Source organism: Actinomadura litoris, from assembly GCF_009733595.1.
Classification (GTDB): domain Bacteria; phylum Actinomycetota; class Actinomycetes; order Streptosporangiales; family Streptosporangiaceae; genus Spirillospora; species Spirillospora litoris.
Genome location: NZ_WOFH01000001.1, coordinates 781,144 through 800,969, shown reverse-complemented (window position 1 = coordinate 800,969; position 19,826 = coordinate 781,144). Strand labels below are relative to the sequence as shown.

Genomic DNA, 19,826 nt, shown 5'->3' with positions numbered 1-19,826 from the left:
TCCGCGACGCGCCGGGCGCCGCTGCTCCGCCATCGATCCAGGTGGGCGTTCTTCGCGGGTCAGGGCCCCACGTAGATTTTCGTGCGCTTCAGGTCCAGTATCTCCCGGACGGCCTTCAGGTCCCTGCTGTAGCAGAACGCCATGATGACATCGGTGCCGGGCTCTTGCAGGATGCTCCGCAGCTCGGCGGACGTCGACCTCAAATTGCCCGCATCGTCGGTCAGCGCCATGACGTCCCAGACAGATACGTTTTTCTTGGCAAGGCTCATGTCGCGCAGGAAGAATTCCAGTTTCCCTTCCAGCTGGCCGGTTTTCAAGTCTTTGATGTGCGCTCCACTCAGGATGCGGACTCTGTTCCCGTGTTTCGCGGCCTCTTCGGCGGCTTCCGCGACATGATGCGGACGGACTTCTGCCACGGTGGTCCACACCTTGTTTCCGGCCTGGGTGGTGTGCGGCGTGAACCTGGGACCGAGGCGGTCCACCGTTGTGTTGTACTGCGACCGGACCGGGATAGGGACGATATGGCCGCTCCCTGGCCTGACTAGGCGGTAGCCGGCACGGGCGAGCGCGGAAACACCGCGAACGGCGGCGGGGAGCCCGGCGGCGAGGGCCACCCATCCCAGCACCTCCGAAGTCCGCGGCGCGACCTCCTCCAGGGCGCCGCTGGCGATCGCAGCCACGTCACCGACGACGGAGAGGGCGCCGACGGTCAGCGCCGTGGCCGATGCGGCGCTCCACGCCGCCGCCACGCCGCCGGCCGCGACGATCGCCGCCCCGGCGACGCCGGCGGTCAGTATTAGGCCGGCGACGCCCAGGCCGATCATCGCCCATGCCCCCCAGCTCAGGTGTCCTGAGGGGTCGACCCGGTTGACAGGGTCGCCCAGGCAGTACGCGTAGGGGTTGATTCCACCCGGGCCAAAGGGGCTGAGACTGTCCGGAACGGTGAACCGCATCAGTGAAGGGTCGTAGGGTCGGTAGCCGTTGCCCAGATGCAGCCAGCCCAGGACCGGGTCGGTCCGCTGCCCGTCATAGCCCAGCAAGCTGGCGCCCGGCCCGCCGGACGGCTGGGGGGTATAGCCGTAGGCGGTGTAGGCGTACTCCTCCTTGCCCTCGTGCTCGCCGTCTTGCGCGCCTCCGGCCGCCACCAGCACGCTCCCCTTGCCGTCGGCGCCGAGCAGCCGGACCTCGGGCTGGTCTTGTCCCCCGCTGCCCCCGCGCTGCTGGGCCACACATGTCTGGCCCAGCCGCAGCAGCCGCGTACCCTGACTCCTCCCGTCGCCGTTCCCCGCGCCGGTCACAGTCTCGGCCTCGGACGCCAGCAAGAGGTCCCGATAGGCGAATGCCCAGGTCGTGGTGGTTGTCTTCTGGGTCAGCAGCCGGTCCAGCGGGTCGTACTGGTACTGGCTCAGCGTGCTGACCGCGCCAGCGGTGCCCACCTCCTCCACCTCGTGCAGGCGGCCAAGGGGGTCGTAGGCGAGCGTGCGCCTGCCGGGGAGTTCCATGCCGGCCTTGTCGAGGCACCGCACGCTGGTGAGCCGCCCGGCCTTGTCATACGCCAGTTCGGTCTTGGACGGGTACGAGGCGTGGGTATGGGTGATGGCGGTGAGCTGGCAACGATCGGAGCCCTTGAACTCGTAGGTGGCGTCATCGCGATTGCCAGGACCGAACTGGGTGGTGCATGCGGTGATGTTGCCGTATTTGTCGTAGGTGAAAACCTGTTCCAGGATCGTTTGGCCGTACTGGTCCCGCGGGGCTTCCGCGCCTGTGCACTGGTACCTGGTGACCTGGCCGCGCGCGTTGTAGGTAAAGGTCTCTGAGCGCAGCTTCGTGGTGCCGCGGGTGAGGGTCCGCGTGCTGAGCAGATCGTTGTCCTGCCAGGTCTGGGTGAGTTCCCAGATGGCGTTGCGGCTGCTGGTGATCGTGCGATTTTTCTCGCGGCCGAAGTCGTCCAGAGTAAGCACTGTTGTCAGGGTGGAGCCCGACACCAGGTCCGTGGCCGTCCACGCGTTCATGCGGCCGAGGGAATCGTAGGTCGCCGATACCTTCATGCCCGGATCCATGACCTCCTTGATCCGGCCGTAGGTATCCCGGCTGATCTTCTGGACGGTGTCGTCCGTGCCGGTGAAGTCCTGGTCGAGGCCTCCCACCGTGTAGGAGGCGCGCGTGTTGTACTTCGGCTGGTAGGGAGCCGTGATGTGCTCGGCCTGGAGTAGACCCGAGGGGTGATAGTCGCGGGCGACTCCGGTGACCGCTGAGCCCATTTCGTCGCTGGAAGTGGTCAGAAGGCCGGAGACTCGGTCGAGGTTAAGGGTCCTGGTGAGGGTGTAGGGCGGGACCTTACCGACGGCCTTGACCTTGATGATGGCGTTGCCGAGCTCGCGGACGTAGGTGTAGTCCTCCCGGCCGTCGGGTGCGGTGATCGTCGACGGGCGGGGGCTGGCATCATCGGCGTAGGCGTAGGACCACGTCCGCCCGCCCGAGGCGGTGGAGGTGAGCCTGCCCAGGCCGTCGAAGCTCTGCGTGCCGTAAGGCACGGCGCCGACGGCGACCTCCGTGATCAGCGTGTCCGGTGAGAACGGTGCGTAGGAGCGGCGGATCCTCGTGTCGTCCGGCAGTGTGGTCACGGTGAGTCGGCCGCGCGGATCGTAGTCGAACTTGGTGGCGTTGCCGCACGCGTCGGTCTCGCTGCGCACCCGCCCCCAGCCGTCCCGCTCCAGTCGCCTTTCACCCGCGGCTGTTCCGTCGCTGAGGTGCCGGGTGATTTTGATCGGCTCACCCCGGGTGTTGTATTCGGCGACCTCGCTCCCGGACACCAGACCAGGTCCCTTCATCCAGGTTTTCGCGGTCCGCCGGACCGGGTCGACCTGGGTGAACCGAGTCGAGCCGGCGCGGGAGGTCACGGTCGCCAGCTGGTCCCAGTCGTCGTAGGCGAAGGACTCGGTCTCCAGGAGTTGGGTCTCCTTGGACTTTTGACCGGCCCGCTCGTAGTCCAGCGTGGACACCTCCGCGAGCCGCCCCTGCCCGTCATAGCGGAGGGTCTGGACCGTGCGCCAGGAACCGTCGCCGTCACGGTCCAGTCGCTGCCGCAGGATGGGTCGGCCGGCGCCGTCCATGATCTCGCGTGACCGGTTTCCTCGCGCATCGGTGAGCGTCACGGTGAAGGGATCACTGCCTGCCTTGCCGTCCCCCACCAGGTAGTCGAGGACCTGCTCCGCTTGGTAGTCGGTGCCCGGGTTGGCGGTGCGCGTCAGCAGGCGCCCCAGCCCGTCGTAGGTCATCACCTCGGTGTTGCCCTGCGCATCCGTGGCGGACCGCAGCCGCCCGGTGAAGCGCGACCGCACCTGTGCGCGCTTCGCGGTGCGTCCGTCATGGGTCTTCAGCGTATGAGTCTCGGACAGTTCGTCCTTGTCCTTCTCCGCCGTGAAGGCGAAGCCGTGGACGGCCTCGTACGCCGTGCCGTCCGGGCCGTACTCGGTCTCGGTCATCGTCGTGACGCGGCCGAACTCCAGCTTCTCAGGGTCCGTGGTGGCCCCGCTGTAGGCGAACTCGACGCGGCTGAGGAGCTTGTCGTCAGCGTACTGCCATTCCTGTTCCTTCAGCACGACCCTCGGCACTATCAAGCCCGTGGCCTCATAGAGCTTGTATCGATACTCCGCCTTGTAGACGGGCGCCTTGAAGGGGTCGTTCTTCGGTGGCGTACGGGTGATGCGCTTGGGCAGGCGGCAGTAGCCGTTCGGGTCAGGCGGGCACTTGTCCTTCTCCCCGACAACCGGGTAGTACTCCCACTTGGTCCAGCTGCCATCTGGCTCGGTCAGGGTTTCAGGGTTGCCCCACTTATCGAAGGTGGAATAGGTAACCTCCTCACGCGAGACTGCCGTCCCCGGACCTTTCCAGGTGACCGTCTGCTTCTTGGGGAGCTGGAACTGCGCAGGCTGCTGGTCGAACGGCTTACCTGGGTCGGCGTAGTAGGTGATGGTGACGGCCCGCGAACATTGGCCGAGAACGGTCTCCTCACGCGTCTGAAGATGGTGCTTGTTGTAACGGCGCTTTATCTCGCGGCCGTCGGTGTGACGTTCGGTGCTGTGGTACTCGTAGTCGCCCACCACATCGTACAGGTTGTCTTTGTCTTTCTCCCATTTACCTCCGGAATTCCTCTCAGAGCCGCCTCCGGGAGGGACGTAGCCGAGGAAATTGCTGTTGCTGTATGTATATGATGTCGTGATCTCCGGCTGTTCGGCGCCTGGCGACCGGACGATCCGCTCCGCGTAGGGAAGATCCTTCAGGTCCGCGCCGAGCGGGAACCTGTGACCGCGCCCCGTGCTGTAGGTGACCTTCTCGGTCATCCCTCCCGGCATCGTCATGCCGGTGATCCACGCCCCCCAGTCCCCATCTACCTCCGCGGAGGTGAACTTCCACACCAGCGGAGGCACTTTTGGCCCGCGCCCGTAATGTCTCATCTCGGAGAGTAGGCCGTTCTTTCCGAGTACCAGCCGGATATCATAGCCCTCGGGCTGATATTTATTCCCCTTCGGCAGCACCTTGAAGTTGGCCACCAGCCGCCCGGATTCCGAGTCGGCGTAGTAGGTCACGGAAAGTAGATCTTCCGTATTGTCCTGCTGGATGCGGCTGAGCCGCGGCCGGTCATCGGAATCAAGGTTCCTGTACGTCATGTACAGGCCGTGGCTGGCTGGTGTCAGCACGTAAACCGGGACCATCCATCGGCCATCTGCCTGAGGCTTCTTCTCCAGGATCTCCACGTCGCCGGACTTATGAACGATCCTGTACCACAGTGGTCCTTTATCCTCCTCCTTAGTGACCTTGACCACACCTAGGCGGTTCTGATTCAACGCGACCGGCGTGCCGTGCCCCGCAGACTCGGTAACCTTGTACTGCTCGCCGGTGGACAGCGACAGCAGCCTGCCGGTCCGGTCACAGGTCGACAGCCCTAGCGAGACACCCTTCCCCAGGCCCCAATCAACCGAACTCAACGGCGAGTAGGTCAGCGTCAGCGGCAGCGACGGTCCAAGCCCACGGTTCGCGACCAGGGAGTCCAACTCGATCCGGACGTTGTACAACCCCGTACGGGGATCAACGCCCCCAGACACCGCGCTCCCGAAATTCCCCACCTGCGTGAAGAACTCATCCAACGAAGCACACCTCTTTCGATAACCACACTAGACGTCAGGAGAACCTTCCCGCGGGCTACCGGTTATCGCATTCCCGGCGTCAAGATTCAGCAAAGACTATGGCTACCTCTCGTGAATGAAGGCCGCGCCTTATCGCCCGCCGTCGGCGGGTCAGCCAACATCCCGCCCGAGCTGGTCACCAGGGCAGATCCAGGCCCACGAGCGAGCCCCTGCCGTCGCCGTAGCCGGTCACAGGCAGTCCGCTCAAATTCGAGCGCGCCGGGCCGGGGCAGGTCGAATTCTTCGCGGGCAATGGCTTCGAAGGACCTGACAGACATGGCCGACTGCGCGCCGACAGGTCGCCGACGATGGCAGAGCGGTGGAAACCTGCGGTAATTGGCATGGGGAGCAAGTCGGCCTGCCTCACTTCTCACCGATGCGCACCAGTACCGAGGGCCGCCCGACCACCCTCAGCGTCCCGTGGCGTCAGCGCACAACGCGCTCGGAGTTCCCGCCCACCGCGGCGACGAGAGCAAGGGGGCCGGATACGGCCGTGCCCGACGGACCGTCGGGCACCCGAACTAGGCCGCTGGCGTGATCACTGCACCTTCATGGATTTCTGTCGCGCCGCGCCGTTGTGCTCGTCATCAATCCCAGCGGATTGTCCCACGCACCCACTTAAAGAATGCACCATCCTGCGAGCTGAAGATGTCCTTTCCTGATTCGGTTCTGACTCGGATGCCGAGCGTCTTGGCGGTCGGGGTGCGCCCATCAATGGGCGGGTACAGCCGGAACTTGAATTGGGGGGTACCGCCATCGGTTCCATAGGACCTCAAATTTTTCTTCGTGTAGGACCACTTGTAGTCCTGTGACGACTCCGGGAGCGGGGACCTATCGATGTAGTCGATGAGCGTACTGTTCTTGATCAGAGTATCGACGGGAACAACGGCCGATTCTCCGTCGTCTCGGGCTGGTTGGAGACTGATTATCAGGCCGATGCTATGCCTCGGCCCCGTGAATGTATACTCCTGTTCTCCGGTTTCGAACTTCATTGAAAGTTCAGAAATTGCAGTCCAGTCCATCTATCTCACCTCGTTTGCGCAGGGACCGCGATGTAGAGATGCAGGACGTTTTCCACGTCGTCGCCGCACCTCTGGCTACAATGGCACCGCCATCGCCTCCGGCGCCATGATGTCACTTTTCGGCGATGCGACTTCGGGTGCGGTGTGCAGCATCCCCGTAGTTCTGATACAGAAACATGGCCTACGCCAAGCTTGGTTCAACCCATGCACTGGCGCCGGGCAACTGAGCTGACCCGGAGGTTTTGTAAGGGCCGGGTTAGGTGGTTTGCGCGGCGGTTGGTGGATTGATCACACCGTAAACGTCTTCGTATTCGGCGGGTGGCATGCCTTCGATTGACGTGTGAAGCTACTCATTGTTGTGCCAGTGGGCCACGGGTGCTCAGCCTCGGTGCAACGTCTACCTGTGCGAGGACGCTTTGCTGCCCGCTCTGGATCGCTGGACCGGCCGTCCACCTCACCTACCACCCCGAACAACAAACAGTGCGGGCCGAAGCCCACTTCGACATCCGCACCGCTTGGGAAAATGGTTTGTGTCCGAGGGGCGATCACAACCATTTGCACATGGCGCCCGCCGTCCCGATCAGCGACGTCCACCGCATCACGGTGGGGCACTAGCCGGTCGTACCGCACTCGTCGAGACAGTCCGGGCCCGCATGCGAAGCAACCCGCATCTGGGCCCGAAGTTATCGAGGACCGTCGTGCCTGGATGCGAACAGATTGCAACACTACGTCACAGGTCTCACCGTGCGCCGGTACCGATCGCCGCAGGCCGCGTCATGCTGGGTGCCCGCGATTTCGGACGTGATGGTGACTTCACACTCCACGAGATCGACCGTCCGGTCGCACCGCATGCGTAGTCGGAACACATCCAGCAGCCGCCGCGGCACCGCTTCAGGAACGCGCCCGAGGTCGATCGCTCCGACGGGGAGTGCGTCCAGCAGTTCGGGACAGGGTCGCTCGGGCGCCGCGCTGCGCAGTTCACGGGGTTGTCAAGACCTGCTCGATTGAGGGATGTGGGCGTGCCACGGTGACCGGAGCGTGGAACGGCAGAAGGAGGCGCGCCCTACCGTACGGCCGGTCCCTCGTTCAGGTCCGCGCTCAAGACGGTTAGGGCGGCCCCGAAGGGTGGCGGGGATGGGCCTCGCTCGCCGGTGCCGTCACCGGCTGCCGGGCCGAATCAGATCTTCACCCGGCTGCCGGGCGGGGTGGGTCGCCGTTCGGACGGGCCGGTGCCGGTTGAAGGTCTTCGGCTGTGCCGAGGGGCAAGTTGCCCGAGGGCGGGCAGGGGACAAGGGGTCGCCGGGTCGTCCGGTCGGCTGAGTCGGATGCCTGCGGAGGAGGGCGCTGTGGAGGAGACACCGGATGTGAACGGGGCGTTCCCCAGGCTCAGCGACGCACAGATCGACCGGCTTTCGGAGTACGGCGGTGTCCATCAGCGCACCCGCGTCGGCGATGTGCTGTGCCGGACGGGAGAGTCCTGGCCGGGCTTCTTGGTGATCTTGACCGGCAAGATCGCCGTCGTCGACCGGCCCGCTGACGGGGCCGGTGAGCAACCTGGCGATCGGGACGGCGGGCGGCCGGGCATGGTCACGGTCCATGGCCCGCGGCGTTTTCTCGGCGAGCTGGGGTTGCTGACCGGGCAGCGTTCGTTCGTGAACGCCGTGGTCGATGAGGCGGGAGAGTTGCTCGCGGTGCCGGTCGACGGGCTGCGCGAGCTGATCGCCTGCGACCCGCCTCTCGGTGATCTCATCTTGCGCGCGTATGTGATCCGGCGGTCCATGCTGCTCGGCAGCGGCACCGGGTTGCGCATCGTGGGATCCCGATTCTCCGCTGACAGCCGGCGGCTGCTGGAGTTCGCGGCTCGCAACCGGTTGCCGCACCGATGGATCGATCTGGAGGACGACCCGTCCGCCGAAACGCTGCTGCGCCATTTCGGGATCGCTCCGCAGGACGCACCGGTGGTGGTGTGGGGATCGGAACGGGTGTTGCGTAATCCCAGCAACGCCGAACTGGCCCAGGTCATCGGGCTGACCACGCCGGCCTCGCCGCCGGACACCGATCTACTGGTGGTGGGTGCGGGGCCGGCCGGTCTCGCGGCCGCGGTCTACGGCGCCTCGGACGGGTTGACGACCGTGGTGGTGGACGCGGTGGCCACGGGCGGGCAGGCGGGCACATCGCCGCGGATCGAGAACTATCTCGGCTTCCCCGCCGGGATCGCGGGCGCCGATCTGACCGACCGCGCGACCCTTCAGGCCGATCGGTTCGGAGCACGTGTCAGAGTTCCCGCGGAGGCGATGAGTCTGGAGCGGCGAGATGGGCTGTTGGTGGTGAGGTTGGCGGACGGGGAGCCGGTGCGCGCCCGCTGCCTCATCATCGCCACCGGTGCGCGCTATCGGCGGCTGGACGTGCCGTGCCTGCAACGGTTCGAGGGAACGAGCGTCTTCTACGCCGCCACCGTGATCGAGGCGCAGGCATGCCGTCCCGGACCGGTCGTGGTGGTGGGGGGCGGCAATTCGGCCGGACAGGCCGCGCTGTTCCTCGCCCGACACGGGTCGAGGGTCACGTTGCTGCTTCGGGGTGGCGAGTTGAGCGCCAAAATGTCGCTGTACCTGGTGGAGCAGATAGAACGCGCCGAGACGATCGAAGTACGGCGGCACACCATTGTCCGGGAAGCGCACGGAGACGGAACGCTGCGCGCGGTGGTCACCGAGGACAACCGCACCGGAGAACGTGAGACGGTTCCCGCGCGGGCGTTGTTCGTGTTCATCGGTGCGGTGCCGCATACCGGATGGCTCGCCAGGCACCTGGAGTTGGACGAGCGCGGATTCGTGCGGACGGGGCCGGGCACACCGCTGGAGACGAGTTGGAGGGGGGTGTTCGCGGCCGGTGATGTCCGGAGCGGGTCGGTGAAGAGGGTCGCCTCGGCCGTCGGGGAAGGCGCCATGGCGGTTCAGATGGCGCACAGGCACCTCGCCCGAACCGGCTGAGGTCACCAAGCCGGCACCCGAGACCTCGGAGCCTTTGACCATTGGGGAGGCGAGTTGGGCGACGCACTCGACCCGGCCGTCGAGGAGAACGGGACCGGACCTCCGAGGCGCTTCCTGTCGGTCCGCAGGCTGGGGCTGTCGCTGGGAGCGGGTGTCGTCGGCGGTGCCGCGGCCGCCGTGCTCGGGGCCGCCGAGGTGAGCCTGCTGGTCGGGTGGGTCCTGGCCACCGGCACGCTCCTGACATGGGTGTGGTGGCTCAGTTGGCCGCAGGGGCCGGACGACACCAAGCTGCTGGCCGAGGCGGAGGGCGACGCCCGCTCGACCGACGCGGCGGTGCTCCTGGCCTCGGTGGCCAGTCTGGCCATCGAGGCCCACGCCCAGATTCGCTTCGCGGGGCGTCAGGACGCGCTCTCGGTCACGGCGGTCATTCTCGTCGTCCTTGCCGTCGTGCTGTCCTGGGCGCTCGTGAACACCGTGTTCGCGTTCCGGTACGCCCGCCTCTACTACGAGGACGCCGACGGAGGCATCGATTTCATGCAGACCGCGCCTCCCTCCTACAGCGACTTCGCCTATATGGCCTTCACCGTCGGAATGGCGTCCGCGGTTTCCGAGAGCCAGCCCGCCGACACCCGGATCCGCCGAACCGTCTTGGGGCACGCCCTGCTGGCGTATGCCTTCGGCACCGGGATATTGGCGGTCGCCATCAGTCTGGTCACCGGGATCGGCCAGGGGTGACGAGGGCCCGGTCGGAGGAGGCCGGAGCACGGTGGCCACGGCGGGGTTTCAGGTACCTCTTCCGGGTAGGGCCCCCGACTGTCGCATTGGGAGGAGCAGCGGGTTGGCCGACCAAAACGTGGTGCGCGTGGTGCTTCGCGCTGATCCCGGGCTGCCGTTGGAAACCGTCCGTCAGATCGCCGAGACACTGCCCGACGAGATGCGGAAGCGTTCGGCGGCGCCGGTGCAATGGGAGGTCGACGCCGGTCCCGGCACCTTGTCGGCCGACGAGCAGGTGGAGGCGGAGCACCTGGCGGACGTCCTGGCCGACCAGTTCCCGGGTGGAGACTACGACGTCGCGGTGTTCGTGACCGATCTGCCGCGTCGTTACAGGACCCAGCCGATTCTGGCGGAGGTGAGCAGGCCCGCGAAGGTCGCCCTGTTGTCGCTGCCCGCTCTCGGCTGGTCCCATCGGCCGAGCCGGGCCCGCCGCGGTGTGGTGGATCTGGTCGCACTGGTCCATGACGGGACGCCGCCGAGGTTCGCGCGGGAGTACACCGTCCACCGGGCCGATCCCGAAGAGCGGTCTGAGCAGCGGTTCGTGACACCGGGGCTGCTGGGCCGGCTCCGGCTGCTGTCCGGCATGATCCGGGCGAACCGCCCCTGGCGGCTGTTCACCGGCTTGTCGAAGGCGCTGGCCGGGGTGCTGGCGACCGCGGCCTTCGCGGTCGTCAACGTCACCATCTGGAAGATCACCGACACGCTCGGCCCGATCCGGCAGGCGGTGCTGGCGGTGCTGGCGGTCGCGGCCCTGCTGGCGTGGCTCATCATCGACCACGAACTGTGGGAACGCCCGGACGACGTCATCAGTCGCCAGCGTGCCAGGCTGTACAACGCCGTCACCCTGGCCACGTTGCTGATCGGCGTGCTGTGTCTTTACGGGGCCGTCTTCGCGCTGACGATCGTGCTGGTGCCGGTGGTGCTGACCGGCGAGGCGCTTGCGTCCAGCCTCGACCACGGGGCCGAATGGGGCTTCTACCTGTCGATCGCCTGGCTCACCACGTCCATGGGCATGGCCGGTGGTGCGCTCGGGTCGGGGTTGGAGGACGAGTCGGCCGTGCGCGACACCGCGTACGGGGTCCGTCAACGCAGCCGCCTGGAACAGCAGAGGAAGCACCGCACCTCATGATCGGGGCGTGCCCCGCGCCGTTTGTTCTCGGTGACCTTCTCCGTCACCCAGGCGCGGATCTGGTCGGCCGGTGCCCCGGCGGGCAGCCGGGCCACCGGTTCGCCGCGGTGGAAGACCATCAGGGTGGGAACGTGCCGGACATCGAACTTTCCGGACAGTCCCGCAGCGTCATCGACGTTGATGTTGACGATTCTGCTCGCCAGATCCGCGGCGATGCGTTCGAGGGCGAGGCTGATGCGCAGGCACGGGGCGCACCATGGGGCCCAGAAGTCGGCCACCACCGGCGGTGGGGCACCTTCGACGACCTCGGTAAAGATGGTGTCGTCGGCCTCGGCGATCCAGCCCAGGGGCGGGTGGCAGCGACCGCATCCGGGCGTCCTGATCGACCTCCAGGCGTATCCTGAAATGGCGGCGCAGTTCCACGGTCACCTGGTCGCGCGCCGCTTCCTTGATCTCGCCTTGGTCGGTGACCCCTCCAGCAGGTGCTGCGATCCGATGTTGGAGGTCATGATGATGACGGTGTTGCGGAAATCGACGGTGCGTCCCTGGGCATCGGTCAGCCGCCCGTCGTCGAGGACCTGGAGCAGGGTGTTGAACACGTCGCCGTGGGCCTTCTCGATCTCGTCGAACAGCCACCACCGAGTAGGGCTTGCGGCGCACGGCCTCGGTGAGCTGGCCGCCCTCCTCGAAACCGACGTAGCCGGGCGGGGCGCCGACCAGCCGACTGACGGTATGGCGCTCCTGGTACTCGCTCATGTCGATGCGGACCATGTTCTCCTCGGTGTCGAACAGTGCCGCGGCCAGGGTGCGGGCCGTTTGTGGACTTCGTTCGCCGAGAATGCTGCGGCGGTCTCAGGATGGCGAGCATGCGCAACGGCAGGGCCTGGTGGCCGTGGGTAACGGTTCTTGTGGCAGTGGCCGTGGTGCTGGTCCTCGGGGTCGTGACCTTCGCCCCGCTGACCGGCGAGGGCGGATTACAGATCGCGGCGAACCGCGCCCAGCTCACCGGAGGCTTTCTACTGGCCGCCGCCGTGCCGCTGATCCTGGCTCTGCGCTGGGCCCGGCACCACTCCCGCGAACTGGCCACTCAGACCGTTCCCTCTCCCGAAACGCTGTCGCGTGCCAAGGACATGCTGGCCGAGCTGGTGGCCGAGCAATGGAAGGACGAAGCGCGACTGCGTTCACTGGATGACCCCGATCCCATCCCGGTGCGCTGGCGCACGCCCGCGCCCGGCGAGCACACGCCCGCCATCATGGATCATCCCGGCCTCATCGACCCTGTCGCCGGCGCGATCGGGCATGGGTTGTGGTGGACGGCCTCCAGCGCCGATATCGCCGCAATCATCACCCGGTTCCGCCGGACCCGGCGGCGCCGCTTGGTGATCTTGGGCGGCCCGGGGACCGGCAAAACCACCCTGGCGCTGCAGTTGCTGCTGCACCTCCTTGCCACCCGTCCTCAGCACCATGATGAACCAGTCCCGGTCCTGCTCCCGATCGCCGGTTGGGACACCGAAAGATTCCCTCGGCTGCATGACTGGATGACGGACCAGCTTCTCGGTGGGTACCCCGCGCTGCGCGGTGCCGGATTCGGCGAACAGGTCGTCAGGGCACTGGCTGCGCGCGGGCACTTACTACCGGTCCTGGACGGCCTTGACGAGCTCCCCGTGTCCGCGCACACGGTTGTCATCGGCGCGCTGAACCGATCGCTGGGGGGAGCCGACCAGCTCATCCTCACAAGTCGCACGGCCGAGTTCACTGATGCGGTTACCCGGGCCGGGGATGTGATCACCTCAGCGGCTGTGCTGGAACCTCGCCCCCTTGATGCCGGAACCGCGGCGGACTATCTGGCAACCTGTCTTCCACCCGAGCCCGGCCCACATTGGCAGCACGCTTTGGCCACCCTGCGCTGCTCTCCGCCACCCGGCCAGCGCCCGCCAGGCCATCCGGCGACGGCGTTGGCCGATGTCACGGCGACCCCGCTGGGGCTGTGGCTGCTGCGCACCGTATACCTCACCCCCGGCGCAGACCCCGGCCCACTCACCGACCCTGCCTGCTTTCCAACCGCGGCCGACCTACAGGCACACCTGTTCGACCAGCTCGTTCCAGCTCTGATCGCTACCCGCCCGCCCAGCAGCAACCCTGCCGAACCCCCTCGCCCTCGTCGTAGGCGCGACCCGGTCAAGGTGCGCCAATGGCTGGAATACCTGGCACACCACCTCACCCACCAACCCGCCCCCACCGGGGCCGGAACTGGCACCCGCGACCTGGCCTGGTGGCGTTTGGCCGTCACCACCCAGGCCGTCACCCCTGCCACCCGACTCGCCATTGCCCTTCTCACCACCGCGTTCGGTCTTACGGCCGGGCTCGCAGTCGGACTCGCCGTCGGACCCGCGGTCGGGCTCGGGGCCGGGTTCGCGGGCGGGCTCGGGGCCGGGTTCGCGGGCGGGCTCGGGGCCGGGCTCCTGCTCTCATGCGTCGCCGGAAGTTGGGCGCAGGACCGGCCAGGGTATGCCGACCTGCGCGTCCGTCAACGCGCCACCGAACTTCTACGCGAACTCGCGGCCGCGCTCGGGATCGGACTCGGAATCGGGCTTGGGATCGGGCTCGGCGCCGGGCTCGCGCTGGGGGTCGAGGTCGGGCTTGGTACCGGGCTTGCGGGCGGGCTCGGCGTTGGACTCACGTCCGGACTGGCCTTCGGCCTCGGCGCCGGACTCACCTGGTGGGCAGAGACTCCCGCCCATGGACGTCGCGCCCAGACCCCGATGGGAAACTGGCGCGCCGACCGAACGTTGAACTTGTTCCGCGCTATTAACAACGGGCTTGCGGCCGGGCTCGGCGCTGGGCTCGCAGGCGGGCTATTGGGCGGGTTGGCGGAAGGACCGAGGTTCGGGCTTGCGTTCGGGGCAGGGGCCGGGCTTGCGTTCGGGATCGCGGGCGGGATCGCAGGAGGGTTCGCATTGGGCGACCACCGGGCATGGCTCGCCTATCTGGTCGCGACCCACCGGTTGGCCCTGTCCCGCTGCCTGCCGTACCGCCTGATGCCGTTCTTGGACGACTGCCACCGCCTCGGGCTGCTCCGCGCAGTCGGTCCCATTTACCAGTTCCGCCATGCCGAACTACACGACCACCTTGCTGCCACCTACCGACCACCCGGCTGAGCGGACAGGCGGTCGCAAGCGACGGGGTGGCGGAGGTGTTGCACCAGACCGGGGAACTCGTCCGCGCGGTCGTGCGCGCTCACCCGGACGACAAGGCGGAGCTCTACGCCAAGCTCGGGCTCAGGATGACGTACTACCCGCAGAAACAGCTCGTGGAAGCCAGGGTCGTCCCGGCTTCCACATGTGCAAATGGTTTGTGTCCGAGGGGGGACTTGAACCCCCATGCCCCGTAAAGGGCACTAGCACCTCAAGCTAGCGCGTCTGCCTATTCCGCCACCCGGACCGGTCGCAGGCCGTGGCCTGGGGCCGCGGCGGGCTTCACCATACCAAAGGTCCCGAGTCGCGGCGAAGTGGATCGACGGGGCACCATGGTGGGCGTACCGGGAGGACGCTAGGCGCGAAGGTGATGACTGTGGCCCACCAGCCGACCGCTGAGGACGAGGTCGTCCGGCTCTGCCAGGAGCTGATCCGGATCGACACCAGTAATCCGGGAGATCATTCGGGGCCCGGGGAGAGGGTGGCGGCGGAGTACGTCGCCGAGAGGCTCGCGGAGGTGGGGCTGGAGTCGCAGATCTTCGAGTCGCATCCGGGGCGGGCCAGCCTGGTGGCGCGGATCGAGGGGGAGGATCCGGGGCGAGACGCGCTGCTGCTGCACGGGCACCTGGACGTGGTTCCCGCGCGCAAGGAGGACTGGACGCGGGATCCGTTCGGGGGTGAGATCGCGGACGGGTGCGTCTGGGGGCGCGGGGCCGTCGACATGAAGGACATGGACGCGATGATCCTCGCGGTGGTGCGGCAGCGGCTCAGGGAGGGGCGCCGGCCGCCGCGGGACGTGGTGGTGGCCTTCCTGGCGGACGAGGAGGCCGGGGGGAAGTGGGGCGCGCAGTGGTTGGTGGAGCGGCATCCTGAGCTGTTCGAGGGGTGCACGGAGGCCGTGGGGGAGGTCGGCGGGTTCAGCGTGACCGTGCCGGGGGACCGACGGATGTACCTCATCGAGACGGCGGAGAAGGGCCTCGCCTGGATGAACCTGACCGCCAAGGGGACGGCTGGGCACGGGTCGATGGTGCATCCCGACAACGCCGTGACGGCCGTCGCGGCGGCTGTGGCGCGGCTGGGGGAGCATGAGTTCCCGGTGCAGCTGACCAAGACCGTTCGGGCGTTCCTGGAGCGGGCGTGCATGGCGTACGGGCTGGAGTTCGACCCGGAGCGGCCGGAGGAGTGCCTGGAGAAGCTCGGGCCGATGGCGCGGATGATCGGGGCGACGCTGCGGCAGACGCTGAATCCGACGCGGCTGGACGCGGGGTACAAGACCAACGTCATTCCGCAGAGCGCCACGGCCCAGGTGGACGGGCGGTTCCTGCCCGGATATGAGGCGGAATTCTTCGCGACTGTGGACGAACTTCTCGGTCCGGATGTCCAGCGCGATTTCGTCCATCACGACCGGGCCGTCGAGACCGACTACGAGGGGGCGCTCGTGGCGGCGATGGAGGCGGCGCTGACCTCGGAGGACCCGGGGGCGCTGCCGGTCCCGTACTGCCTGAGCGGCGGGACGGACGCGAAGTCCTTCGCCCGGCTGGGCATGCGGTGCTTCGGTTTCGCGCCGCTCCGACTTCCCCCAGAGTTGGACTTTTCCGGAATGTTCCATGGGGTCGACGAGCGCGTTCCGGTGGACGGACTCCGGTTCGGCGCGCGGGTTCTCGACCGGTTTATCGATCGGTCCTGAATTTCTCGCGCATTGCCGTTGTGTGGTGCTATGGTTACCGTCTGTAGGGGATGGTTTGGCCGTAGAGAGGGCGACCGGTGGCGGACGACGAGGCATGGCTGCGCCGCGTCCTCCGGGCGTTGCTCGTCTTGGGCGGTCTGCTGTTCGCGGGTTGGCTCCTCGGCGGCTGTGCGCAGTCCGCGCACGCCGAGGAGTTGCCGCCGCCGGTCGAGGTGGTCCAGAACGCGCATCCCGAGTTGAAGCGCGTTCTGGACCAGAGGCCCGAGCTGCCCGAGGTGGTGGCGCCGCGTCCGGCCGTGCCCGACGTGGTGCCTGTGGAAAAGGTGCCGGAGGTCTTGGCGCCCGTTGAGGTCCCGCGGCGTGTGGTGCAGCCCGCGGCGCCCGCGGCTCAGAGTGCCGTGCAGGTGCGGCGGCCGAGTGCGCCCTCGCGTGCCGTCCGGGTCGAGCGTGCCTTGGTGCGCCGGGTCGGCGTCGTGCGGCACCAACAGCAGCAGCGGCATTCTCACGTTCAGGCCCCGGACGTGCGTCCGGCGCCCGTCCCGATGCCCGTCCGAAGCGACACGAGGGCGGGCGGGCTTTCCGTGATCGGGGGATCGGCCGTGGTTCCGGCCGTCTCCTCGTGGGTTCCGGCGCGTCCACCGGCGGCGATCGCGCTCGTCTTCGGTCCGGTGCCCCCGCCCGTCCGCACAGCGGCGGACGAGCCCTCCTTCGCGCCCGACTAGCCACCGGCCCGTGCCCGGCCATGCGGTCCGGGCGCCGGTCGTGCCTTCGGCGCGGTCTGTCCTTCCCCTTTCTGAGACCGGTGTGCCCGTTGTGGCACGCGTGTCTCGTCATTCCCATCAACAACTCCCCGAACGGAGCATCATGCGAACGTGGGCAAAAGGCACCTCGCGTGCAGTAGCGCTCACCGCGAGTTTCGTCGCTCTCGGTGCGACGGCCTTTCCCGCCAATGCCTTCGCCGACGTCACGAACGGCGACGGCGGCGTTCTCTCCGGAAACCAGGTCAACCTGCCGATCTCGGCGCCGGTCGACGCCAGCGGCAACGCCGTGGCCGCGGCCGGCACGGCGACCGGCACCTCCAGGGGCGGCTCGTCGGTGACCGGCAGCGGCGGCAGCGGCGGGCAGCGGACGTCCGGCGCGGGCGGCGTCGCCTCCGGCAACCAGGTGAACGCACCGGTCTCCGCGCCGGTGAACGCCTGCGGCAACGGGGTCGGGGTCCTCGGTGACGCGCACGCGAGCTGCGTCAACGGGGCCAGGGTCAGCGGCGACGGCGACGGCGGCCAGGTCACCAGCGGCGCGGGCGGTGTGGTCGCGGGCAACCAGGTCAACGCGCCGGTCTCGGCGCCGGTGGACGCCTGCGGCAACGCCGTGGCGGTCGCGGGGACCGCGGTCGCGGGCTGCGAGGGCGGCGCCCTGGTCAAGAACGGCGGCGCCACCGGCGCCGGGCAGACCTCCTCCGGCGTCTCCAGCGCCGTCGGCGGGAACCAGCTGAACGTCCCCATCAGCGTTCCCGTGGACGTCTGCGGCAACGCGGTCGGCAACGCCCTCGCGGGGTGCGAGGGCGGCGCGTCCGTCCGCAACGGCGGGCACCTGTCCGGCAGCCAGCTGACCAACGGCGACCTCAGCGTCGTCGGGGGCAACCAGGCCGACGCCCCCATCAGCCTTCCGGTCACGGCCTGCGGGGACGCGGGGGCGGTGCTCGGCGAGGCGGGCGCGTTCTGCGAGGGCGGCGCGCATGTGCGCAGCAGCTCGGGCGGTGACCAGCAGACCTCGGGCGTGGCCGGGATCGTCGCGGGCAACCAGGGGAACACGCCGGTCGGCACGCCGGTCGAGGTCTGCGGCGACGCGGCGGCCGCCGTCGGCGCCGCCGCCGCGACCTGCACCGGGCAGACGCTGGTCACGGGCTCGCACGGCTCCGGCGGCCAGTCGTCGGGCGGGTCGAGCGTGGGCGGCGGCAACCAGGAGAACGTGCCGTCCACCAACCCGGTCGACGTGTGCGGCGACGCGGCCGCCGTCGTCGGCGACTCCGACCCGCAGTGCACGGGCGGCCACGGCGGTTACCACCCCTACTACCGGATGTCGGGGACGGGCGGGTCCGCCGCGGGCGCGCCCCGGCCCGTCACCGCGGCCAAGCCGCCCGCCGTCCCGTCCCGGATTCCCTCGCCGGGGGAGGTCGGCCTGCCGCAGCCGGCGACCGAGCTGCTGCGGACGAACAACGCGGCCGTGATCTACACGCTGCCGGGCGCGAAGACCCTGGCCAGGACGGACGTGCTGCGGAAGGGCGGCGAGCCCGGCCCCTGGACCCCCGCTCCCATGTCGATCGCGCCGACCGGGGGCGGACTGCCGAAGGCCGGTGGACTGCCCAAGGGGAAGGGGCTTCCGAAGGGCAAGGGGCTGCCCAAGGGGTTCCCGGAGGCCGGGGGAATGCCCGGTATGCGGCACATGGACGAGGAAGGGGGCCCGGAGGAGGGCGGGCCGGGCGAGGAACTCCTGTCCGGGGCCGCGTCCGTGCTGGACGGTGAGGCGCTGCGCCGCGGCGAGGTCGCCGCGACGACGCCCGCCGGCGGCCCCCTCGGCGGCGTCCCCGGCCTGGAGGACCTTGTGGAGGGCCTCGGGGTGAAGCGCGTCGGGGACCCCGCCCCCTCGCAGCCGCTCGACCTGCGCGTGGTGACCGGCGCGGCGCGCGTGCCCGGGGTGGCCAGCGGGATGACGCTGCCCGGTAAGCCTGTCGTGCCCGCGCCGTCGTCCGCGCGCGGCCACGGCGGCCCCGGCGGCCCCGGCATCGACGGGTCCGGCCTCGACCTGACGGGCGTGGGAGGGGAGGTCCCCGGCCTGTCCAAGCCGCCGGTCACCGCCGACGTGCACGCCCCCGAGGTGGACCACGAGATCGGCCCGGTGCGGACCGTCGCGGCCGAGAAGCCGATCATCGCGGACGCCGAGGCCGGCTCGATGTGGGTGCTCGGCGCGGCGACCCTGCTCGCGGCCGTTTCCGGTGCGCTGGCGCTGACCCGCCGGATCAAGCTGGGCGGTCGCCACTGACCCGGACGGACGGCCGCTGACCTGGCCGTTCCTCCCATCCGCAGCACTCCGCCGCGTAGCGGCGCAGCGGCCCGACAGGGGGTCGAGAACGCTTTGCCCGTCCCGGAGGCGCGGTCCGGGGCGGGCAAAGCCCTGTCTCCAGCGATTATGATTACGCCACGTCATAGGATTGGTACGTAGCGCGACTCTTCGGACGTGTCCGACGTGACGGACATGACGCATGTGGTCCGCGGAGTGAACGTCACACCACGGTCGTCCGGTTACGGATGCGGGAAAGGCGAACCGGAGTGAATCGAGGTGAACCGGTACAAATTTCGACACCGGTCCAGATCCGAGGCCGGGGGTTCAGACGATGCGTGCCCGTGCCCGCGAAACCGTGCCGAGTATCGAACGGACCGCGCCCCGCGCGGGCGAAACGTCCGGCCATTCAGACCGCCGGCCACCGGCCGCCGACCTGCGCCGACGCGCCGGAACAGGCGTCGGGCGCCCCGTCGGAGCGGTGCTCAGAACGTGCGAACCTGGCGGATGACCTTGCGGCGCAGTTGAATACGGCGGCTACCGTCGGGGTAGAGCCGCAACCGATCGATCTCCCAGCCGCCGCGTTCCGCGTGCTCGGTCAAGATCTGCCGGGCGGTATCACGCGTCGTGCCGCGCGGCAGGGACAGAACGAGGTAGGTGTACTCCACCATTGCGACCATTATTACGTGGTCCGCCGGGGTCGCGACACCGTACGGTGGCTGCCCGGTCCGCGCTCGGCCCGGCGGCATGTCATCCTGTCGGAGGCGCGAAGGGGCGCCGGGAGGCGCGT

Annotated in this window: 11 protein-coding genes, 1 tRNA gene and 1 pseudogene; 7 read left to right on the top strand and 6 right to left on the bottom strand. The window is 68.5% G+C overall.

The features are described 5' to 3' along the window. Positions 1–59: 59 nt before the first annotated feature. Positions 60–5,147, bottom strand: a complete 5,088-nt coding sequence (locus GNZ18_RS03560) for an RHS repeat-associated core domain-containing protein (RefSeq protein ID WP_156214572.1) — start codon at positions 5,145–5,147, stop codon at positions 60–62. 626 nt (positions 5,148–5,773) lie between these two features. Beyond that, positions 5,774–6,208 carry a hypothetical protein gene (locus tag GNZ18_RS03555; RefSeq protein WP_156214571.1) on the bottom strand — a complete coding sequence of 145 codons (435 nt, stop codon included), beginning with the start codon at positions 6,206–6,208 and terminating at the stop codon, positions 5,774–5,776. Between the two features lie 1,346 nt (positions 6,209–7,554). Here GNZ18_RS03555 and GNZ18_RS03550 point away from each other — a divergent pair. The 3 genes from GNZ18_RS03550 (at position 7,555) to GNZ18_RS03540 (ending at position 11,098) form a co-directional block, all read left to right on the top strand. Next, positions 7,555–9,195 (top strand): FAD-dependent oxidoreductase, encoded by a 1,641-nt coding sequence (locus tag GNZ18_RS03550; protein ID WP_312874278.1) that lies wholly within the window; start codon positions 7,555–7,557, stop codon positions 9,193–9,195. A gap of 54 nt (positions 9,196–9,249) precedes the next feature. Next, positions 9,250–9,930 (top strand): DUF1345 domain-containing protein, encoded by a 681-nt coding sequence (locus tag GNZ18_RS03545; RefSeq protein WP_216651142.1) that lies wholly within the window; start codon positions 9,250–9,252, stop codon positions 9,928–9,930. A gap of 103 nt (positions 9,931–10,033) precedes the next feature. After that, the gene (locus GNZ18_RS03540) at positions 10,034–11,098 is read left to right on the top strand and encodes a hypothetical protein (RefSeq protein WP_156214569.1); all 1,065 of its coding nucleotides are present in this window, start codon (positions 10,034–10,036) and stop codon (positions 11,096–11,098) included. Here GNZ18_RS03540 and GNZ18_RS03535 read toward each other — a convergent pair. Then, on the bottom strand, positions 11,053–11,415 hold the full coding sequence (locus GNZ18_RS03535) for a thioredoxin family protein (RefSeq protein WP_312874297.1): 363 nt from the start codon (positions 11,413–11,415) through the stop codon (positions 11,053–11,055). The genes GNZ18_RS03540 and GNZ18_RS03535 overlap by 46 nt on opposite strands. Positions 11,416–11,577: 162 nt before the next feature. Next, positions 11,578–11,917: pseudogene (locus GNZ18_RS03530) on the bottom strand (AAA family ATPase); the annotation flags it as partial. 47 nt (positions 11,918–11,964) lie between these two features. Here GNZ18_RS03530 and GNZ18_RS03525 point away from each other — a divergent pair. Further along, on the top strand, positions 11,965–14,256 hold the full coding sequence (locus GNZ18_RS03525) for an NACHT domain-containing protein (RefSeq protein WP_173390625.1): 2,292 nt from the start codon (positions 11,965–11,967) through the stop codon (positions 14,254–14,256). A 197-nt stretch (positions 14,257–14,453) separates the two neighbouring features. On the opposite strand, the gene GNZ18_RS03520 is transcribed toward GNZ18_RS03525, so the two are convergent. Beyond that, positions 14,454–14,539 (bottom strand) — tRNA-Leu (locus tag GNZ18_RS03520). Between the two features lie 129 nt (positions 14,540–14,668). Between GNZ18_RS03520 and GNZ18_RS03515 the strand changes: the two genes are divergently transcribed. From GNZ18_RS03515 to GNZ18_RS03505, 3 genes are all read left to right on the top strand, one after another. After that, complete coding sequence (locus GNZ18_RS03515; RefSeq protein ID WP_308165856.1) at positions 14,669–15,979, top strand: M20/M25/M40 family metallo-hydrolase; 1,311 nt, start codon at positions 14,669–14,671, stop codon at positions 15,977–15,979. Between the two features lie 77 nt (positions 15,980–16,056). Next, positions 16,057–16,701 carry a hypothetical protein gene (locus tag GNZ18_RS03510; RefSeq protein ID WP_156214566.1) on the top strand — a complete coding sequence of 215 codons (645 nt, stop codon included), beginning with the start codon at positions 16,057–16,059 and terminating at the stop codon, positions 16,699–16,701. 142 nt (positions 16,702–16,843) lie between these two features. Further along, positions 16,844–19,018, top strand: a complete 2,175-nt coding sequence (locus GNZ18_RS03505; protein ID WP_156214565.1) for a chaplin — start codon at positions 16,844–16,846, stop codon at positions 19,016–19,018. Between the two features lie 503 nt (positions 19,019–19,521). Here GNZ18_RS03505 and GNZ18_RS03500 read toward each other — a convergent pair. Continuing rightward, positions 19,522–19,707 carry a DUF5703 family protein gene (locus GNZ18_RS03500; protein ID WP_156214564.1) on the bottom strand — a complete coding sequence of 62 codons (186 nt, stop codon included), beginning with the start codon at positions 19,705–19,707 and terminating at the stop codon, positions 19,522–19,524. Between the last annotated feature and the right edge of the window lie 119 nt (positions 19,708–19,826).

Bases quoted from the DNA above. Each gene is read 5' to 3' on its own strand.
- GNZ18_RS03525 (WP_173390625.1), top strand. From the start codon at position 11,965: ATGCGCAACGGCAGGGCCTGGTGGCCGTGGGTAACGGTTCTTGTGGCA.
- GNZ18_RS03505 (WP_156214565.1), top strand. From the start codon at position 16,844: ATGCGAACGTGGGCAAAAGGCACCTCGCGTGCAGTAGCGCTCACCGCG.
- GNZ18_RS03555 (WP_156214571.1), bottom strand. From the start codon at position 6,208: ATGGACTGGACTGCAATTTCTGAACTTTCAATGAAGTTCGAAACCGGA.
- GNZ18_RS03500 (WP_156214564.1), bottom strand. From the start codon at position 19,707: ATGGTGGAGTACACCTACCTCGTTCTGTCCCTGCCGCGCGGCACGACG.